15 protein-coding genes are annotated in these 17,355 nt (G+C 62.6%); 9 read left to right on the forward strand and 6 right to left on the reverse strand.

Annotated elements, in window-relative coordinates; translation table 11 throughout:
• Nucleotides 1–87: 87 nt before the first annotated feature.
• Both D3870_RS12925 and D3870_RS12930 read right to left on the reverse strand, forming a co-directional pair.
• On the reverse strand, nucleotides 88–510 hold the full coding sequence (locus D3870_RS12925; RefSeq protein ID WP_119739671.1) for a hypothetical protein: 423 nt from the start codon (nucleotides 508–510) through the stop codon (nucleotides 88–90).
• Nucleotides 511–548: 38 nt separating this feature from the next.
• Nucleotides 549–1,364 (reverse strand): IclR family transcriptional regulator, encoded by an 816-nt coding sequence (locus D3870_RS12930; RefSeq protein WP_119739673.1) that lies wholly within the window; start codon nucleotides 1,362–1,364, stop codon nucleotides 549–551.
• A gap of 141 nt (nucleotides 1,365–1,505) precedes the next feature.
• On the opposite strand from D3870_RS12930, the gene D3870_RS12935 reads away from it, so the two are divergent.
• Genes D3870_RS12935 through D3870_RS12955 form a run of 5 tightly spaced genes read left to right on the forward strand, consistent with a single transcriptional unit; the run spans nucleotide 1,506 to nucleotide 7,769 of the window.
• On the forward strand, nucleotides 1,506–2,306 hold the full coding sequence (locus D3870_RS12935; protein WP_242489967.1) for an enoyl-CoA hydratase: 801 nt from the start codon (nucleotides 1,506–1,508) through the stop codon (nucleotides 2,304–2,306).
• The gene (locus D3870_RS12940; protein WP_119739677.1) at nucleotides 2,303–4,426 is read left to right on the forward strand and encodes an acetate--CoA ligase family protein; all 2,124 of its coding nucleotides are present in this window, start codon (nucleotides 2,303–2,305) and stop codon (nucleotides 4,424–4,426) included. Before D3870_RS12935 ends, D3870_RS12940 begins: the two co-directional genes overlap by 4 nt.
• Before the next feature lie 46 nt (nucleotides 4,427–4,472).
• Nucleotides 4,473–5,447: a tripartite tricarboxylate transporter substrate binding protein gene (locus D3870_RS12945; RefSeq protein WP_119739679.1), complete on the forward strand. Its 975-nt coding sequence runs from the start codon at nucleotides 4,473–4,475 to the stop codon at nucleotides 5,445–5,447.
• An 11-nt stretch (nucleotides 5,448–5,458) separates the two neighbouring features.
• Complete coding sequence (locus D3870_RS12950; protein ID WP_119739680.1) at nucleotides 5,459–6,640, forward strand: acyl-CoA dehydrogenase; 1,182 nt, start codon at nucleotides 5,459–5,461, stop codon at nucleotides 6,638–6,640.
• Between the two features lie 25 nt (nucleotides 6,641–6,665).
• The gene (locus tag D3870_RS12955; protein ID WP_119739682.1) at nucleotides 6,666–7,769 is read left to right on the forward strand and encodes an acyl-CoA dehydrogenase family protein; all 1,104 of its coding nucleotides are present in this window, start codon (nucleotides 6,666–6,668) and stop codon (nucleotides 7,767–7,769) included.
• 66 nt (nucleotides 7,770–7,835) lie between these two features.
• On the opposite strand, the gene D3870_RS12960 is transcribed toward D3870_RS12955, so the two are convergent.
• The 4 genes from D3870_RS12960 to D3870_RS12980 form a co-directional block, all read right to left on the reverse strand.
• Nucleotides 7,836–8,576: an ABC transporter substrate-binding protein gene (locus D3870_RS12960; RefSeq protein ID WP_119739684.1), complete on the reverse strand. Its 741-nt coding sequence runs from the start codon at nucleotides 8,574–8,576 to the stop codon at nucleotides 7,836–7,838.
• 89 nt (nucleotides 8,577–8,665) lie between these two features.
• Nucleotides 8,666–10,165 (reverse strand): tripartite tricarboxylate transporter permease, encoded by a 1,500-nt coding sequence (locus D3870_RS12965; protein ID WP_119739686.1) that lies wholly within the window; start codon nucleotides 10,163–10,165, stop codon nucleotides 8,666–8,668.
• Nucleotides 10,166–10,444: 279 nt separating this feature from the next.
• Entirely contained in the window at nucleotides 10,445–10,918 is a 474-nt protein-coding gene (locus D3870_RS12975; protein ID WP_242489968.1) for a tripartite tricarboxylate transporter TctB family protein, read from the reverse strand.
• A 26-nt stretch (nucleotides 10,919–10,944) separates the two neighbouring features.
• On the reverse strand, nucleotides 10,945–11,925 hold the full coding sequence (locus D3870_RS12980) for a Bug family tripartite tricarboxylate transporter substrate binding protein (RefSeq protein ID WP_242489969.1): 981 nt from the start codon (nucleotides 11,923–11,925) through the stop codon (nucleotides 10,945–10,947).
• Nucleotides 11,926–12,114: 189 nt separating this feature from the next.
• Between D3870_RS12980 and acnA the strand changes: the two genes are divergently transcribed.
• From acnA to D3870_RS13000, 4 genes are all read left to right on the forward strand, one after another.
• Nucleotides 12,115–14,757, forward strand: a complete 2,643-nt coding sequence (acnA, locus tag D3870_RS12985; protein ID WP_119739691.1) for an aconitate hydratase AcnA — start codon at nucleotides 12,115–12,117, stop codon at nucleotides 14,755–14,757.
• Nucleotides 14,754–15,632 (forward strand): GntR family transcriptional regulator, encoded by an 879-nt coding sequence (locus D3870_RS12990; protein WP_119739693.1) that lies wholly within the window; start codon nucleotides 14,754–14,756, stop codon nucleotides 15,630–15,632. The genes acnA and D3870_RS12990 overlap by 4 nt, the downstream gene beginning before the upstream one ends.
• Nucleotides 15,633–16,077: 445 nt before the next feature.
• Nucleotides 16,078–16,656, forward strand: a complete 579-nt coding sequence (locus tag D3870_RS12995; protein WP_119739695.1) for a chromate transporter — start codon at nucleotides 16,078–16,080, stop codon at nucleotides 16,654–16,656.
• Nucleotides 16,653–17,237 carry a chromate transporter gene (locus D3870_RS13000; protein WP_119739697.1) on the forward strand — a complete coding sequence of 195 codons (585 nt, stop codon included), beginning with the start codon at nucleotides 16,653–16,655 and terminating at the stop codon, nucleotides 17,235–17,237. The genes D3870_RS12995 and D3870_RS13000 overlap by 4 nt, the downstream gene beginning before the upstream one ends.
• Nucleotides 17,238–17,355 lie beyond the last annotated feature (118 nt).

A 17,355-nucleotide genomic window follows, 5' to 3' on the forward strand; every position in this document is an offset into this window, starting at 1 on the left:
TCGACCAGAATGCGGGTGCGTAATTCCACCATGACGTCCACCACGACGATGCCGTCGCGCCACGAATCTTCGCGAGCCTTGCCGGCGTCAAAGATATTTCTTCTTCAACCTGAAATCATGACTGAGCACGATTCTGGTCGCCTCGATCAGGCTGCTCAGTCCCAGCACCAGTTGCGTCATGGCATGGCCGGGCAATGCCCATATCTGCGAGGACGGCGCTTCCACACGTGTCGCTGCGGTGATGAGGGGTGCGACCCACTCGGCTTCGGGCGTGACGTCGAGCAGGACATCGCCATCGGGATCGGTGTGCATGAAAATCTCGCCGCCTTCGGCCAGATAGAAGCAGATGCCGTAGCCGCTGGCATTCGCCTTTTGCACGGCGCGCTGCAGTTCGCGGTTGTAGTTGTCGATCCATGCCTCGACGTCATAGGTCGTGGTCAACACGATCCATGGACGCTTGGGCAGGTCTTCGTTGCCGGTGGAATCCGGATCTTGATCCGTGCTGTGCATTGCTGTGCTTTCCTGTTGAACCAGTGCGTTGCCAGAAATTATCTTTCCGTCAGGAATCTGGCTATCGCATGTTGAATGACCTTCACGACTTCCGCGTAGCGCTCGGGATGAAGACGAGAGGATATCGCGGCGACGCTGATTGCTGCATAAGGCGTGCCGTCGGGATTGGGAATCGCCACGCCGATGCCGCTGACGCCTTCGGTCAGGCGGTCGCGGCTGACGCCGTAGCCGCGCTCGCGCGTGTCGCGCACCATGTCGCGCAACTCCGCGATGGACAAGCCGCGAAATTGCGCGATCGCCGCCCTGTTGCGCGCGCAAACCTGCTCGATCTCATCGTCGGCGAGGCTGCTCAACAGATGCAGCCCGCCCGCGCCGACACCGAGGGCGCGCCGCCCGCCCACCTCCAGCATCAGCGCCTTGATCGGGAATGAACCTTCCTCGCGATGGAGGCAAACCGCTTCGTCGCCGCTGCGCACCACCAGGTACACGGTATCGCCGGTTTCGGCGGCAATCGCTTTCATCGCCGGGATGGCGCGCTCCAGCAAGGGCGAGCGCTGCATCGCCGCCAGCCCGATCTCGAACGAGAGCAGACCGAGCGCATATGCCTTGTCCGGCATGCGCTGCTCGATCAGGCCTTCTTCGACCAGGCATTTGAGAATGCGGTAGGTGGTGGAGACGTCGAGTTGCGCCAGATCCGCCAATTGCGTCAGACGCACGCCGTCGCGTTGATGCGCGGCGACGAGGCGCAGCAATTGTGCGGCGCGTTCGATGCTTTGCGTGCCGGAACGCGCCGTGGCCGCCCTCGGAACTGGCGAAGGCGTTTCTATTACATTCTTTTTTTTATTAACTTTCATATTGTGACAATATTCATCGGTAAGCAAATGAAACAAACAGCTCACTATTCATAAAGCGTTGACACAGGATTGGATGCCGTTGTAATGTCTATCAACGACAAAACTATAGCACAACTATCACATTGTGAAAAAGGAGACGAAGTGAATTTCGAGCATTTACTGTATGAACAACAGGGCGCGGTTGCGCGCATCTGGCTGAACCGACCCGAACAGCGCAATGCGCAAAGCCAGCAGTTGCTGCAGGAACTCGACGACGCGCTCGGCCATGCGGTGCGTGACGATTCCGTGCATGTCGTTGTGCTGGCCGGCAAGGGCGATCATTTTTCCGCCGGACACGATCTCAAGCAGGCGCAACGGGAGCGCGCCAACTTCACGGTGGAGGAACGCTGGCAGTACGAGGAACGGTATTACTACGACTACTGCCTGCGCATCTTCGATCTGCCCAAGCCCACCATCGCCCAGGTGCAGGGCGCATGCGTGGCCGGTGGCTTCATGATCGCCAACATGTGCGACCTGATCGTGGCTGCGGACGATGCCTACTTTTCCGATCCGGTCGGTCACACGCTGGCAACCGCCGCGACCGAAGTGTTGATTCATCCGTGGGTGCTCGGCCTGCGCAAGGCGAAGGAAATGCTGTTCACCGGCGCGCGCCTGTCAGCCGAGGATGCACGTGAAATCGGCATGGTCAATCGCGTCGTGCCGCGCGCCGAACTCGACGATGTCACGATGGAACTGGCGCAGCACATCGCGAAGGCCCCGCCCTTCGGCCTGCGCCTGCTGAAACGCTCGCTCAACCGCTGCCTCGACACGCAGGGCATGCGCAACAGCATGGCCGCGCACTTCGACACGCACCAGCTGTCGCATGTGACCGAGGAATTCAAGGCGGTGCGCGACAAGGGTCTCGCGAACGCGATCCAGAAGAACAAGGCGGCGGGTCAATGATGCGCGATCTTCGTCCCCTGATCAGTCCCGACTCGATCGCCATCATCGGCGCGTCCAGCAATCCCGGCCGCGTCGGCGGCATGCCGCTGGCCCTGCTGCTGCAGCACGGCTATGCCGGACGCATCTATCCGATCAATCCGAAATACACCGACATCAGCGGCCTCACCTGCTATCCCGATGTGGAATCGCTGCCCGGCCCAGCCGATCTGGCGGTGCTGGCGATTGCAGCAGAGGACGTGGTGGCATCGCTCAAGCGTTGCCACGCCAAGGGCATCCCCGCAGCGATCGTGTTTGCGGCCGGCTTCGCCGAGGCGGGCGATGCAGGCAAGGCGCTGCAGGATGAGCTGGAGCAGTTCGCCGCCGCATCGGGCATGATCGTCGCCGGCCCGAACTGCATGGGCTTCGCCAATCTCAACACGCACGCCTACACCGCCTTCGCCTCCGTCTTCAAGAACACGCCGCCACCCGCGCAGCCGGGCAACACGGCACTGGTGACGCAGAGCGGCAATGTCTGCGCCGCCGTGTACAGCGTGGGCCGCAAGCAGGGCGTCGGCTACAACTACGTGATCAACACCGGCAACGAGGCCTGCCTGGAATTCTCCGAATACCTCGAATGGCTGGTGGAGGACGAATCCACGCATTGCGTCGCGGGCTATGTCGAAGGCTTGCGCGACGGGGCACGGTTCGTTCGCACCGTCGCGCGCGCCCGTGAATTGAACAAGCCGCTGATCCTGCTGAAGGTGGGCGACAGCAGCAAGGGCCAGGAAGCCGCCGCCTCGCACACCGCATCGCTGGCGGGCGACCAGCGCGTCTACAAGGCCGCCTTGCGCCAGCTCGGCGTGATGCGCGCCGACGATCTGGCGCACATGGCCGACCTCTGCTATCTGGCGCAGTTCCGCCACAAGACCGGCGGCAAGCGCATCGCCATCGTCACCATCTCGGGCGCGCTCGGCGCGCTGCTGTCGGACCGCTTCAGCGATCACGGCGTGGAGATCCCGACCCTGCCGGCCGACGTGCAGGCCACCCTGCGCGCGGGCATTCCCGACTACGGCATGGTGTCCAACCCGATCGACATCACCGGCAACGTCGTCAATCAGCAAGGCTTCTTCGCCGAGGCACTGGGCACTGTGCTCGACTGCGCCGAGGTCGACGCCATCGTGATGTACGCGCCGGGTTATCTGCTGGATCGCCTGACGCCGGAACTGGTCGAGGCCGCCGGCAAGACCGACAAGTTGATCGCCGCCATCGACACCGGCAATGCAACCGTGCGAGAAACGCTGGAACAGGCGGGCATTCCCGTCTTCACCGAAACCGGACGCGCGGTGGCGGCGCTGTCGTCCTTCCTGCACTGGCAGGATGGCCGGCGCGCGACGTGGCGGCCCATGCCGCAACGCGCGGCAATGACCGCATCCGCACTCGATATCGTCGAGACGGTTCGTTCGAAAAAACGTGTCGCGCTGGACGAGGCCGAGGGCAAGAAACTGCTGGCGTCCTTCGGCGTGCCGGTCGCGCATGAAGCCGTCGCCACCAATCCCGCCGAAGCGGCGTCGATGGCGCAGCGCATCGGCTTTCCCTGCGTGCTCAAGATCCTCAGTCCCGACATCCTGCACAAGACCGAAATCGGCGGCGTGCGTCTGAATATCGGCAGCGCGCAGGAAGCCGCCAGCGCCTGCGAGGAAATCCTCGCCGCCGCGCGCGCGAAGATGCCGGACGCAAGATTGACCGGTGTGCTGTTGCAGCGCCAGGAGAAATCCGCCGCCGAACTGCTGGTCGGCGTCACGCGCGATCCCGTGTTCGGCCTCGTCATGACGGTCGGACTCGGCGGCATCCTGACCGAGCTGTATCAGGACGTGGCGCAGCGCATCCTGCCGGTCGATGCCGCGATGGCGCAAGAGATGTTGCGCGAGCTGCGCGCATGGCCGCTGCTCGACGGCTATCGCGGACGCCAGCCTGCGGACGTGACCGCCGCCTGCCAGGCCATCGCGGCAGTGTCGGAAGCCGCCCTCGCGCTCGGGCCGGAATTGAGCGAACTTGAAGTCAACCCGCTGATGCTGCGTGCAGCGGGTGAAGGTGCCGTCGCGGTCGATGCCTTGGCAATGCTGACGCCGCGCGAGAAATAAGTCGTTGTTCTACAAGCCCGCAATTACAAACCACAAGGAGACAAGCATGACAATTCGTTCACGCCTTTGCGCCGCCCTGATCGCCGCATTCTCGATCGGTGCGCTGCCCGCACATGCAACGACACCCTACCCAACCAAACCGGTCAAGCTGATCGTGCCGTTCTCGCCCGGCGGCGCGTCCGACACGATGGCGCGCATCATCGCCGAAAGGCTCGCCGTCAATCTCGGCCAGCCGGTGATCGTCGACAACAAGCCCGGCGCGGGTACCATGATCGCGTCCGAAGCCGTCGCCAAATCCGCGCCGGACGGCTACACGCTGGGACTGGCCGCATCGTCGCTGACCATCAACCCGGCGCTGTATCCGAAAGTGCCGTTCGATACCGTCAAGGACTTCGCGCCGGTGATCCTGGTGTCTTCGCTGGTGCACGTGCTGGTGGTGCGTCAGGACATGCCGGTCAAATCGGTCGCCGATCTGATCAAGCTGGCCAAGAGCAAGCCGAACGGCCTGAACTACGGCTCGGTCGGCAACGGCACCTCGACCCACCTCGAGATGGAACTGTTCAAGAGCATGTCCGGCACCGAGATGACGCACATCCCCTACAAGGGCAGCGCACCGGCCTTGACCGACATGATGGGCGGCCAGCTGCAAGTCATGTTCGACGCCGCCGCGTCCTCGATGCCGCATGTCAAGTCGGGCAAACTGCGCGCGCTGGCCGTCACCTCGGCCAAGCGTTCGACCCTGCTGCCCGATCTGCCGACGGTGGCCGAATCCGGTCTGCCGGGATACGAAGCGATGCCCTGGCTCGGCATCCTCGCGCCTGCCGGCACCTCGCCGGAAATCGTCAATCGCCTCAACGCCGAAGTGACCAAGGTGCTGGCCCAGCCCGAGGTGAAGGAGAAATTCGCCGGACTCGGTCTTGAAATCATCGGCGGCACGCCGAAGCAGTTCGCCGACTTCATCAAGGCCGACCTCGTCAAGTGGGCCAAGGTGGTCAAGGATTCCGGCGCGAAGGTGGATTGAGGAGCGACACGATGCATCTTTCATTTTCCGCGGCGGATGAAGCCTTCCGCGCCGAACTGCGCGCATGGCTCGACGTTAACCTGTGCAGCGTCGAGACCAGCTTCGGCGGCAAGGTCGCACGGCACAGCGACGAGTTCCGCCTGAAGTGGGACAAGCACCTCGGCGCGCATGGCTGGACCGGACTCAATCTGCCGCAGGAATATGGCGGACGCAATCTGCCGCTGGTGCAGCAGGCGATCTTCCATGAGGAGTACGCGCGCGCGGGTGCCCCGCAGTCGATCAACAGCATCGGCCAGGGCATCCTCGCGCCGACGCTGGCGCACTTCGGCAGCGAGGCGCAGAAGCGGCGCTTCCTCGCGCCGCTGCTGCGCAACGAGGAAATCTGGTGCCAGGGCTATTCCGAACCGGGCGCCGGTTCGGACCTTGCCTCGCTCGCGACGCGTGCGGTGCGTGATGGTGACCATTACGTGATCAGCGGGCAGAAGATCTGGACCAGCTTCGCGCAGTTCGCGCACTGGTGCTTCGTGCTGGTGCGCACCGATGCGACCGTCGCCAAGCACAAGGGCATCTCCTTCCTGCTGGTCGACATGAAGTCGCCGGGCATCACCGTCAAGCCGATCCACCAGATGAACGGCGAGGAAGAGTTCAATGAAGTCTTCTTCGACAATGTGCGGGTGCCGGTCGAGAACCTCGTCGGCGCGGAAAACGACGGCTGGCGCATCGCGATGGCGGCCGCAAGCTTCGAGCGCGGGACCTATTTCATTCCGCGCCAGGTGAAGCTGCAGCAGGAACTGCGGGACATCGTCGTCCTCGCGCAGCGGACCGTGCGCAACGGCAGGCCGGTGATCGAGGATCCGGTGATTGCCGATCGCCTCGCGCGGCTCACCATCTCGGCGCACGTGATGCGCGTGCATGCGTATCGCGTGTTGACGCAGGCGATGCGCGGCGAACCGCCGGGGCCGGAAGCGTCGTACACCAAGCTGTTCTGGAGCGAGACGCATCAGGCGCTGTACGAGCTTGCCGCCGACATCCTCGGGCCGGACGCAGCTGCGGGACCGCAGGACAGCCACGCGCCACGGCAAGGGCGCTGGATGCGCGACTATCTGTGGACGCGCGCCGAGAGCATTCTCGCCGGCACTTCCGAAATCCAGAGAAACATCATCGGCGAACGCGCGCTGGACTTGCCGCGCTGAATCCGCCACGCTGACAGGACTCGAAATGAACTTTGCATTCACGGACGAACAACAGATGTTGCGCGACAGCGCGCGCAAGGCGCTCGCGGGCATTCCGCGCGAACGATTGCGTGCCGGCGAACACGATCCTTGCGTGGCCCGCGAGGCATGGGCGCTCGCAGCCGAGCTGGGATGGCCGGCGCTGGCGGTTGCCGAGAAGGATGGCGGACTCGGCATGGGCCCGGTCGAAATCGTCGTGCTCGGCGAAGAAATGGGCCGCGCGCTGTATCCCGCCTCGTTCAGGGATACCGCAGTCTTGCTGCCCGCATTGCTCGCACGGGCCGAGGCAAATGACATGGCCTATCTGTACGAGGAATTGTGCGGCGGTGCATTGCATGCGTCGTTCGCGCAGCTCGAACAGGACGGCGACTGGTTTTCCGACAGCGCCTGCGCGACCAGGGAAGGAACACTGCACGGACGCAAGGTGCTGGTTGAACACGCGCAAGCCGCCACGCATTTGCTGGTGGCGAATCGCCGCACGCATGGCGCAAAAACAGTGCTGGAGGTGACGCTGGCCGCCATGAATGCACCAGGATTGTCATGCATTCCGCGACAGCCGCTCGACGTGATCTGCGGCCTTGCCGATGTCGAATTCAATGCGGTGAGTGGTCCGCGCCTGAGCGTGCATCTCGATGCCGAAGGTGAAATGGCATGCTTCGGCACGGCGCGGCTGTTCAATTGTGCGGAACTCAATGGCGCGGCCGAAGCGGCCTTGCAGATGACACTCGGCTACGCGCGTGAACGCAGGCAGTTCGGCCAGCCGATCGGCAGCTTCCAGGCGATCAAGCACAAGCTGGCGGATGCCTTCGTCATGCTGGAAAACGCAAAGTCAGCCACCTACTACGCCGGCATCGCCTTGCAGGACGGCTTGCCGGATGCGCGCTTCGCGCTCGACGCAGCGCAGGCGGCAAGCTGCGAGATGGCGGTGCGCGTCACCTCGGATTGCATCCAGGCGCACGGCGGGATCGGCTTCACCTGGGAATACGACCTGCATCTGTACTTCAAGCGCGCGCGCCGCCTTGTCGCCTGGTTCGGCGGCGCGCGCTTCGCGCATCAGCGCATTGCGCACGATCTGATGGCGGCGGCATGATGCGATGAACGCCTGCTCTCTGCAGGAGAAGCGGCAGGCGAAGCGGCTTGACGACAGCGCAGCTTGTCACTCATCCGAAAGCGGCGCAACAGCAGCGCCCGCAATGGCGTGCCGCTCAAGGGATTGCGCAACAAAACCGGAGGCCTTCATTTCCTCCACAAATGCGCGAAGGTACTCGACGACTTCGGCCGGCCGGCACTTTGGCGTGGCCATGGCTTGCCTGATCACCATGAATCGTCCCGCCAGCAGGCGCAAGCCGCCGAAGCGCGCCGCATCGGACTCGAGCTGCTGCCTGACCCCGGCGGCCACTTCCAGTCCCTGTTCGATGAATGTGTCCACGACCGTGGGTGAGGTCGGGGCCCGGACGATCTGCGCGTGTTTCAGTTCCCGGCTCAGGAACAGATCGTATGCGCTGCCGGCACCCACCGCGACACGCATGCCCGGTCGGTCGACCTCTTCGTTTTTCACGACAGGCGATTCATTTCTAACCAGATAGCATCCTTCGATCAGCACATAAGGCGCCGTGAAGCTGATGCCTTCGCCGCGCACCGGGTCGATTGCCAGGAAGCCCGCGTCGATCTCGTTGCGCGCCAACGCATCAGCCGCTTTCCCCGCTGCGTCGAACACGACGTATTCCGCCTCGACACCCAGTCGTTGTGCCAGCGCGTTCGCCAGATCGACAGAGATGCCGAAGGGCTGGCGCGTTTGGGGATCGGCATTTGCCAGAATCGGATTGCCCAGATTGATCGATGCGCGCAGCCTGCCGGTGGGAGCGAGGTGAGCGATGATGGATTTGCTTGCGTTCATGGCCGCCCTTGTCAGTGGAGAAAATTTCAGGGAACCGGGGCCGATGCGGCAGGAGCAGTCGATCCCTGCCGCATCGTACCCGCGCCCTGTTACTCGTCGCCGCCCTTGAATCGGCGCAAGCCCTTGAAGACCATCGGCGCTATCAGTGCGATGACCGCGATGGCGATCAGCGTGGCCGATACCGGATGCTTGAAGAACACCCAGGAATCGCCGAGACTGACTTGCAAGGCCCTGCGGAACTGGCTTTCCGCCATCGGCCCCAGGATGAGGCCCACGATCATCGGTGCCACCGGATAATCCCAGCAGCGCATCAGATACCCGACCGCGCCAAAGACCACCAGCATGGTGAGTTCGACCACCGAGGGATTTGCTGCCAGCGTTCCCATCGAGGCGAAGACCAGGATGCCGGCATACAGCCATGCCTGAGGGATGGCGAGCAATTTGACCCACAGGCCGACCAAGGGAAGATTGAGTACCAGCAGCATCAGATTCCCGACGAGGAAGCTGGCAATCAAACCCCAGACCAACTCGGGATTGGTGGTGAACAAGAGCGGCCCCGGCACCAGCCCGTATTGCTGAAACCCGGCCAGCAGCATGGCGGCCGTCGCAGAGGTTGGCAGCCCGAGCGCCAGCAGGGGCACCAGGGTACCGGTGGCCGCGGCGTTGTTCGCCGCCTCCGGGCCGGCCACGCCTTCAATCGCGCCTTTGCCGAATTGCTCGGGATTCTTGGCAAGCCTGCGTTCCAGCGTGTAGGACAGCAGCGTGGGCACCTCGGCACCGCCCGCCGGCAGCGCACCGATCGGAAATCCGAGCAGCGTGCCGCGCAGCCACGCCTTCCAGGAGGATTGCCAATCCTTCAGTGTCATCCACAAGGAGCCGCGTACCGCCTCCACCTTCTCGACAACGCCGGTGAAACGCGAGGCCATGTACAAGGCCTCGCCCATGGCAAACAGGCCGACGGCAAGTGTGGTGATCGAGATGCCATCCAATAATGAGGGAACGCCGAAAGCCAGCCGCGCCTGACCGGTCAGTTTGTCGATGCCGACCAGTCCGAGGAACAATCCCAACGACAGGCTGGTGAGGCCGCGCAGGACGGAGTCGCCAAACGTGGCCGAGACCGTAATGAAGGCGACCACCATCAGCGCAAAGTAATCCCATGGCCCGAACCGGACCGCGAGTTCGACAATCCATGGCGCCAGCACCGCCAGCCCGATGGTGGCAATCGTGCCTGCGACGAATGAGCCGATCGCGGCAGTCGCAAGCGCAGGACCGCCGCGACCGGCACGGGCCATTTTGTAGCCTTCGATTGCCGTGGCAATCGAGGCCGCCTCGCCGGGAGTGTTGATCAGGATCGCCGTGGTGGAACTGCCGTACATGCCGCCGAAATAAATACCGGCAAACATGATGATCGATCCGGTCGGGTCCAGCTTGAACGTCACCGGAAGGAGCAAGGCCACCGTGAGCGACGGACTGATACCCGGCAGGATGCCGACCAGCGTGCCAAGCAGAACGCCGATACCGGCGAACAGCAGATTGCCGGGCTGCAGAGCGACCCAGATGCCCTCTGCCAGGAGTGCAAAAATATCCATGAATTCCCCTTGGAGCGTCTAACAAAATGATTCTGAGGGTGTTGCGCCCCTTGCAGGGCGCACCTTGGCTGGCAAGCCAAGGCTGCTACGCAGGCGCAAAGCATGCTTTGCGAATTCCCTGCTTCGCCCTTGCCGTACAGGCGTACTGTCTGCGGCGGCGCCCTTGCAGGGCGCGCACAGGCTTGCATGCCTGTGCCGTTTCGCAGGCGGGCAGCAGGCTGCCCGAATTCCCTGCTCAACCCTACTCAGAACCGCTTCGCTTCATTGTGCTAGACGCTCTTAGCCCAGCAGCAGTTTCTCCAGCGGGCCCGCTGGCAGCGACAATGAAAGCGCCTTGGTAAAGAACACGTAGACGGCGATGCTGAGTACCAGGCCATACACCGGGCCGAGCGACTTCAGCGAACGGCCGAATCCGCGTGCGGTGGCGACAAAGAGAATGGTCGACGAGACGACGAAACCTGCCCCAAACGCCAATGCGGCAATCTGCACGATCAGGCCGCCGAGTACCCAGGCCAGCGCGCGCGGATTGCCCTTTTCTCCCTGATGTGGCGCCTGCTGCTGCTCCCCTCGCTTGCGCCACGCCTGCACGAGGTGCGCCACCCCGAGCACGGTCAGCAGGGCAGCGACCAGCTTCATCGCCACCGAGGGACCGACGCCCGGACCGGTACTCACCGCCAGCCGGAACGCATCGGCGAAGGTCAGGCCTGCAAGCAGCAGCAGCACGACGCCGACGATCAGCGGCGCCCGCCACACGGGCGCCTTCCTGACGTTGCCGTCGATCATTTCACCAATCCGATCGAGGTCAGCACCTCCTTGATGCGCGCCTGGTCAGCCTTCATGAACGCGGCGAACTGATCTGACGGCAGATAGGCGTCTTCCCAGCCACGCGCCTTGAGAACCTTTTCCCATTCAGGCGACTTGATCGTCTTTTCGACCGCCGCTGCCAGCGTCTTGCGCTGCTCAGGCGTGATGCCGGGAGCGGCGACAATGCCGCGCCAGTTGACCAGTTCCACATCCATGCCCTGCTCCTTCAGCGTGGGCACATCGACGCCCGCGAGCCGCTTGCCGGTAGACAGGGCCAGGGCGCGCAGCTTGCCCGCCTTGATCATGCTTTCAAACTCGTTATAGCCGGATACGCCCGCAGTGACGCGGCCGCCGAGCATCTCGGCAAGCGCTTCGCCGCCGCCGGAGAACGGCACATAGTTCAGCTTGCTGGCATCGCCACCGGCAGCCTTTGCCACCAGTCCCGCCAGGATATGGTCGGCGCCACCGGCCGAGCCGCCCGCCCACACCACCTTCGAGGTGTCGGCCTTGATCGCCGCAGCGAGGTCCTTGATCGTCTTGTGCGGCGAATTGGCCGGAACCACCACCACCAGCGGATCCGCCGTCAGCCGCGCAATCGGCGTCACGCTATCCAGTCCGACGGGCGATTTATTGGTCAGCACGGCGCCCAGCATCGTGATGCCCATTGTCATGAGTTGGTTGCCGTCGCCCTTGGCATTGTTGACGAACTGGGCAAGGCCGACTGTGCCGCCGGCACCTGGCACGTTGATGACTTGAACGCTTTTGGCGGCCTTGGTCGCGACCATGACCTGCTGCAAGGAACGCGACGCACCATCCCATCCGCCGCCCGGCGCGGCCGGCGCAATGATCTTGAGTTCCAGTGCCTCTTGCGCCATGGCAGGCAAGACAGAGGCGCACGCAGCGCCGAACGCAATCGCATGGCCTGCACGAACCAGCATCGTCTTCAACTTGAACATATCCATATCTCCTAGAAATGAAACTCCACTTGTTTTGATGCGGATTTTTTTGCCGGGGGCTTCCGCTCGCTTGCCCGGTATGCAACAGATGGTACGCCGCAAAAGCCGTTTTTTGCCAGCCGGTTTCTCATCATTTTTCATTCTACGTTACTTTGCATTTTTTTGCGATCATATGCAATAATACGTTTCATGAAAACCTCCCCCGCCTACCCGCCCGGTGACCTGGATGTGGCCGGCCGCCGCTACAAGATCGTTGATTTGCCGGCCCTGTTCGGCAGCGAACTCGATCGGCTTCCCCTTGTCTTGCGCATCCTGCTGGAAAATATCGTGCGCAACATGCGCGGCCAGGAGCGGGACGATGCCGTCGCCGCCATCTTCGGATGGCTCGCTTCCGGCAGCAGCGAGGCGGAGATTCCGTTTCAGCCTGGCCGCGTGCTCATGCATGACACGACCAGCACCCCGGCACTGGTTGATATCGCGGCAATGCGCAACGTCCTTGCCGAGCACGGCGTCGACCCATCCCTCCTGAATCCGGTGATTCCCGTCGACGTCTCGGTTGACCATTCGCTGGCGGTGGAAGAATTCGCCAGACCCGACGCGATCTCTCTCAACCTGCAACATGAAATGCGGCGCAACGAAGAGCGTTACCGCTTCCTGCGGTGGGCCTCCAAGACCTTGAGCGGCGTGCGCATTCATCCTCCGGGAACGGGGATCATGCACACCATCAATCTCGAACAGCTGGCGACGGTCGTTTGCGCCGAAACGCGCCGGGAAGAATCCGGCGAGGAAACGTGGGCAGTCCCCGACACCTTGATCGGCACGGATAGCCATACCCCGATGATCAACGGCATCGGCGTGCTTGGTTGGGGCGTAGGTGGACTTGAGGCGCAGACCGTGATGTTCGGCATGCCGACCATGCTGCGCATTCCGGATGTGGTCGGCGTCCGGCTCACCGGCGCGCTCGGTGCCGCCTGCACGTCGACCGATCTGGCATTGACGGTGACCCAGCGCCTGCGGCAGGCCGGCGTGACCGGCGACTTCGTCGAATTCTTCGGCCCCAGCGTCGATACCCTCAGCGCAGGCGATCGCGCAGTGGTTGCCAACATGGCGCCCGAATATGGCGCCACCACCGGCTACTTCGGCATCGACCGCCATACCATCTCCTATCTGCGCGCGACCGGGCGGACCGAGGACGCACAGGCACTGGTCGAAGCGTACGCGCGGCGTACCGGCCTGTGGTTCGAACCGGGCGCCGAGCCGCGCTACAGCCGGGTCATCGAGATCGATCTCGATGACATCGGCATGCACGTGGCCGGGCCGACCCGGCCGCAGGATCGTTTGCGGTTAGCCGACGTGCCGGCAGCATTGCAGCAGTTCAGCGTGTCGGCCCCCTCCCCGGAACTGCCGCTGCATCCGATCGCGATTGCTTCCATCACGAGCTGCACCAACACCTCCGACCCGGCGCTGCTGATTGCCGCCGGACTGGTCGCGCGCAAGGCACGCGCCTTCGGCCTGCAACCGGCCAGGTGGGTCAAGACCTCGCTCGCACCCGGCTCTCCCGCCTCGGCTTCCTATCTCAAGCGCACAGGCTTGCTTCCTGATCTGGAAGCCATCGGATTCGGCATCGTGGGATTCGGATGTGCAACATGCATCGGCAACTCCGGTCCGCTGACCGAGCCGATCCGGAAGATGATCGATGAAGGCAGCGGCAAGCCGGTGGCCGCGCTGTCCGGCAACAGGAATTTTCCCGGCCGCGTGCATCCCGATCTTGACCTGGGCTTCATCATGTCTCCTGCGCTGGTGATCGCATACGGATTGGCCGGCGATGCAGACAAGAATCTGGAGGCCGGTCCGATCCAGACAACGGCGGACGGAAAGCCTGTGTATCTGCGGGACTTGTGGCCGACGCGCGAAGAAATCGCGCGCTGCCTTGCTGCGGCACAGGATACAGCGGACTACCGCAGGGATTTCGAGCGGGCGGAAAAGAACCCGGCATGGCATGGCCTCGATGCCCCTGACTCGGCGCTTTTCCCCTGGGACGAGCGGTCGAACTACCTGCAGCGCCCGCCCTTCGCGTCACTTGAGGCAGGCGGTCTGCTCGGTAATTACCGCGCCTACCCGCTGATGGTGCTGGGCGATGACATCACGACGGATCACATTTCGCCGGCGAGCGCCATTCCGCCCAAGAGTCTGGTTGCCGACTATCTGGTGCAGCGCGGCGACAAGCGCAACGACCTGAACGTCTTCGCCTCACGGCGAGGAAACTGGCAGGTGATGCTCAGAGGCACATTCCACAATCGGAACGTGATCAATTTGTTGAAAGACGGACTCCCCGTCGCCCATACCGTGCATGTTCCGAGCGGCGACGTCATGCCCATCTGGGAAGCGGCACAACGCTATCGCGACGACGGCGAATCGATCGTCGTCATTGCAGGAGAACGTTACGGCACCGGCTCGTCCCGCGACTGGGCGGCAAAGGGCTTGCGCCTGCTGAATGTGCGGTCCGTGCTGGCGTGCAGCTTCGAACGGATCCACCGTTCCAACCTGATCGGCATGGGCATCCTTCCCGTGCAACTCCCGGCTGCCGCGATCAAGGGGATGCCGGCCATCGCCCTCGGTGACCGGATTGAAATCCACGCCGACGCAGATGCGTTGTCACCGCGCTGCCCGATTGCCGTTCGCGTGCACCGGGCCAATGGCACTGTCGATACCATCGCGGCCAAAGCCGCGGTCGAAACGCAACTGGAAATCAATCTGCTGAAAGCCGGCGGCGTCATTCCTCTCATCCTCGACCAGACCATTCAATCCAGCCGGCAAGTCGCAGCATCATGAAACCCGTCGCCGCGCGCATTGTTGACATCATCCAGGCCGACAACCTCGAGATCGGGACGCATCTACCGGCGCAAATGCTGGCGGATCGCTTGCGGGTATCGCGCCAGCCGGTCAACGACGCGCTCGGCATGCTGTGTGAAAGAGGCATTCTTCGGCGGGAGCCGAACCGCGGCTATTTTCTTGCGCAAAAACCGTTGCAGCCGGCCAGCGAAATCGGGCTGGCGGAAAATGACATCGTGACCGCCGTGTACTTTCGCATCGCGGAAGACCGGCTGCGGGGACAATTGCCTGACGAATTTTCGGAGAGCCTGCTGAGGCAGCGCTACCAGCTGACCGCCACCCAGCTGTCATCGGTTCTGGCCCGTATTGCCCAGGAAGGATGGGCAGAGAAAAAGCCCGGCTACGGCTGGTCGTTTTCCTCGATGCTGACCACGCCCGACAGCCTGGTGCAGTCGTATCGCCTGCGGCTCGCCCTGGAACCGGCGGCCCTGCTCGAGCCGGGTTACCGGCTGGATCGTCAGGCAGCCGATCGTTGTCGCGCCGCGGAACTGCACCTGCTCAATGGCGGCATCGAAACCGACAGCGCAGACCAGTTGCATGATCGCGGCGTGCGCTTTCACGAGACGCTGGTCGAGGCATCCGGCAATCCCTTCTTCATCGACGCCATCCGGCGCGTCAACCGCGTCAGGCGACTGCTCTCCTACCGCTCGATGCTGGACCGCAGCCGCTACAAGCAACAGTGCAAGCAGCATCTGCATATCCTTGAGCTCCTCGAACACGAGCGGAACGAAGAAGCATCACAAGCGATGGCAGAACATTTGCAAAGCACCTTGAAAAACATCGGAAAGATTCGCAAGATCCTGGACGCGGCGTAACGAGCCGCAGGAGAGTGCAGCAAGCCGCGAAGAGAAAAAAAAAGCCCGCTGACCTTGCGGTAGCGGGCTGAATCCAATTCAAAGGAGAGTTGGAGGAGACAGATTTCATTGTATGGCACCGCATCATATTTTTCCTCTTTATTCTTGTGATAGCAGATATGCGCAATCCTTATATCTGCACGCGACCCACACAAAAAAACGCCCGGCAAGCCGGGCGTGTTTGTCTCCTGTCATCCTTGAGCATGGATTTTTTTGATGTCGGCAGATACTACACTACAATCATTCAAACGAAAAACAACAATGATTCAGGCTTGATGTCGACTTCACTTCCAAGGACCAGGTTTGCCATGCCAGCCTTCCCGGAACTTGAACATTGCCTGAACAGCAATACCTTTTTCACTCCGCATCACCCTCGTCGGTACATCCCGACCCGCGCCAGCACCTCATGACCGATCTCCAAAAAGCGGAAGACCGTCCGCGCCCGCAATCCCTGACTGATTTGTTTGTCTCCTTCACCTTGATTGCCTTGCAAGGTTTCGGCGGCGTGCTGGCCATCATCCAGTACGAACTGGTGGAAAGAAAGCGCTGGCTGAGCAAGGAGGAATTCATCGAGGATTGGGCGGTCGCGCAAATCATGCCGGGTCCGAACGTGGTCAACATTTCCCTGATGATCGGCGCGCGCAGTTTCGGACTGCCGGGCGCGATGGCGGCACTGGCTGGCATGCTGGCGGTGCCGCTGATCGTGCTGTTGCTGCTGGCGCTGGCCTATTCACACTACGCAACGCATCCCGGCGTCACTGGCGCATTGCGCGGCATGGGCGCGGTCGCCTCGGGGCTGATTATCGCCAGCGGCCTGAAGCTGTTCAATGCCTTGAAGAAGAATCCGCTTGGCATGCCATGGTGCATCGCGCTCGGATCGCTGTGCTTCATCGCCATCGCGCTGCTGCGCTGGCCGCTGATTTACGTGTTGCTGGGCCTCGGCATCGTCGGCTTCGGGCTGGCTTACCGGAAATTGAAGCCATGAATTCCGCGCTGCAGATTTCCATGCAATGGAGCGACTGGCTCAACCTGTTCGGCCACTACCTGTTGCTGTCGTTGTTGTCGATCGGCGGCGCCATCACTACCGCGCCGGAAATGCACCGCTACCTGGTCGACGAGCATCGCTGGCTGACCGACATGCAATTCAATGCGTCGATTTCCATCGCGCAAGCCGCGCCTGGACCGAACATCCTGTTCGTCGCCTTGATGGGCTGGAACGTCGGCATCAATGCGGGCGGTTTCGGTACCGGCCTGCTGGGCCTGACTCTGACGATGGCCGGCATTCTCTTGCCGAGCACCACCCTGACTTACCTGGCGGCGAAATGGGGACACCGCAACCGCGACTTGCGCGCAGTGCGCGCCTTCAAGCTGGGCCTGAGCCCCATCGTGATCGCACTGGTGATCGCGACCGGCTGGATACTGGCAAGCGCCAACAACAATCCGGCCGAGGATTGGCGGATCTGGCTGCTGATCATTGCCACCACGCTCATTGTCTGGCGCACCCGCATTCACTTGCTGTGGTTGCTGGGCGCAGGTGCCTTGCTCGGCTGGTTCGGTCTGATCTGATTTCGCTTCGGCAATTGTCGAAGGCGCTCGCCCTGCCAATCGCATCACATATCGCCATCAGGCCCGTCCGTTAGTTGACGTTGCATTGCACCACGTCAAAAAGCCGAACGGACACACG

The organism is Noviherbaspirillum cavernae, from assembly GCF_003590875.1.
Taxonomy (GTDB): domain Bacteria; phylum Pseudomonadota; class Gammaproteobacteria; order Burkholderiales; family Burkholderiaceae_D; genus Noviherbaspirillum; species Noviherbaspirillum cavernae.

What these genes read in the sequence shown, in the direction of transcription:
- D3870_RS12925 (WP_119739671.1), bottom strand. Translation starts at nt 510, where the DNA reads ATGCACAGCACGGATCAAGATCCGGATTCCACCGGCAACGAAGACCTG.
- D3870_RS12930 (WP_119739673.1), bottom strand. Translation starts at nt 1,364, where the DNA reads ATGAAAGTTAATAAAAAAAAGAATGTAATAGAAACGCCTTCGCCAGTT.
- D3870_RS12940 (WP_119739677.1), top strand. Translation starts at nt 2,303, where the DNA reads ATGATGCGCGATCTTCGTCCCCTGATCAGTCCCGACTCGATCGCCATC.
- D3870_RS12945 (WP_119739679.1), top strand. Translation starts at nt 4,473, where the DNA reads ATGACAATTCGTTCACGCCTTTGCGCCGCCCTGATCGCCGCATTCTCG.
- D3870_RS12950 (WP_119739680.1), top strand. Translation starts at nt 5,459, where the DNA reads ATGCATCTTTCATTTTCCGCGGCGGATGAAGCCTTCCGCGCCGAACTG.
- D3870_RS12955 (WP_119739682.1), top strand. Translation starts at nt 6,666, where the DNA reads ATGAACTTTGCATTCACGGACGAACAACAGATGTTGCGCGACAGCGCG.
- D3870_RS12960 (WP_119739684.1), bottom strand. Translation starts at nt 8,576, where the DNA reads ATGAACGCAAGCAAATCCATCATCGCTCACCTCGCTCCCACCGGCAGG.
- D3870_RS12965 (WP_119739686.1), bottom strand. Translation starts at nt 10,165, where the DNA reads ATGGATATTTTTGCACTCCTGGCAGAGGGCATCTGGGTCGCTCTGCAG.
- D3870_RS12980 (WP_242489969.1), bottom strand. Translation starts at nt 11,925, where the DNA reads ATGTTCAAGTTGAAGACGATGCTGGTTCGTGCAGGCCATGCGATTGCG.
- acnA (WP_119739691.1), top strand. Translation starts at nt 12,115, where the DNA reads ATGAAAACCTCCCCCGCCTACCCGCCCGGTGACCTGGATGTGGCCGGC.
- D3870_RS12990 (WP_119739693.1), top strand. Translation starts at nt 14,754, where the DNA reads ATGAAACCCGTCGCCGCGCGCATTGTTGACATCATCCAGGCCGACAAC.
- D3870_RS12995 (WP_119739695.1), top strand. Translation starts at nt 16,078, where the DNA reads ATGACCGATCTCCAAAAAGCGGAAGACCGTCCGCGCCCGCAATCCCTG.
- D3870_RS13000 (WP_119739697.1), top strand. Translation starts at nt 16,653, where the DNA reads ATGAATTCCGCGCTGCAGATTTCCATGCAATGGAGCGACTGGCTCAAC.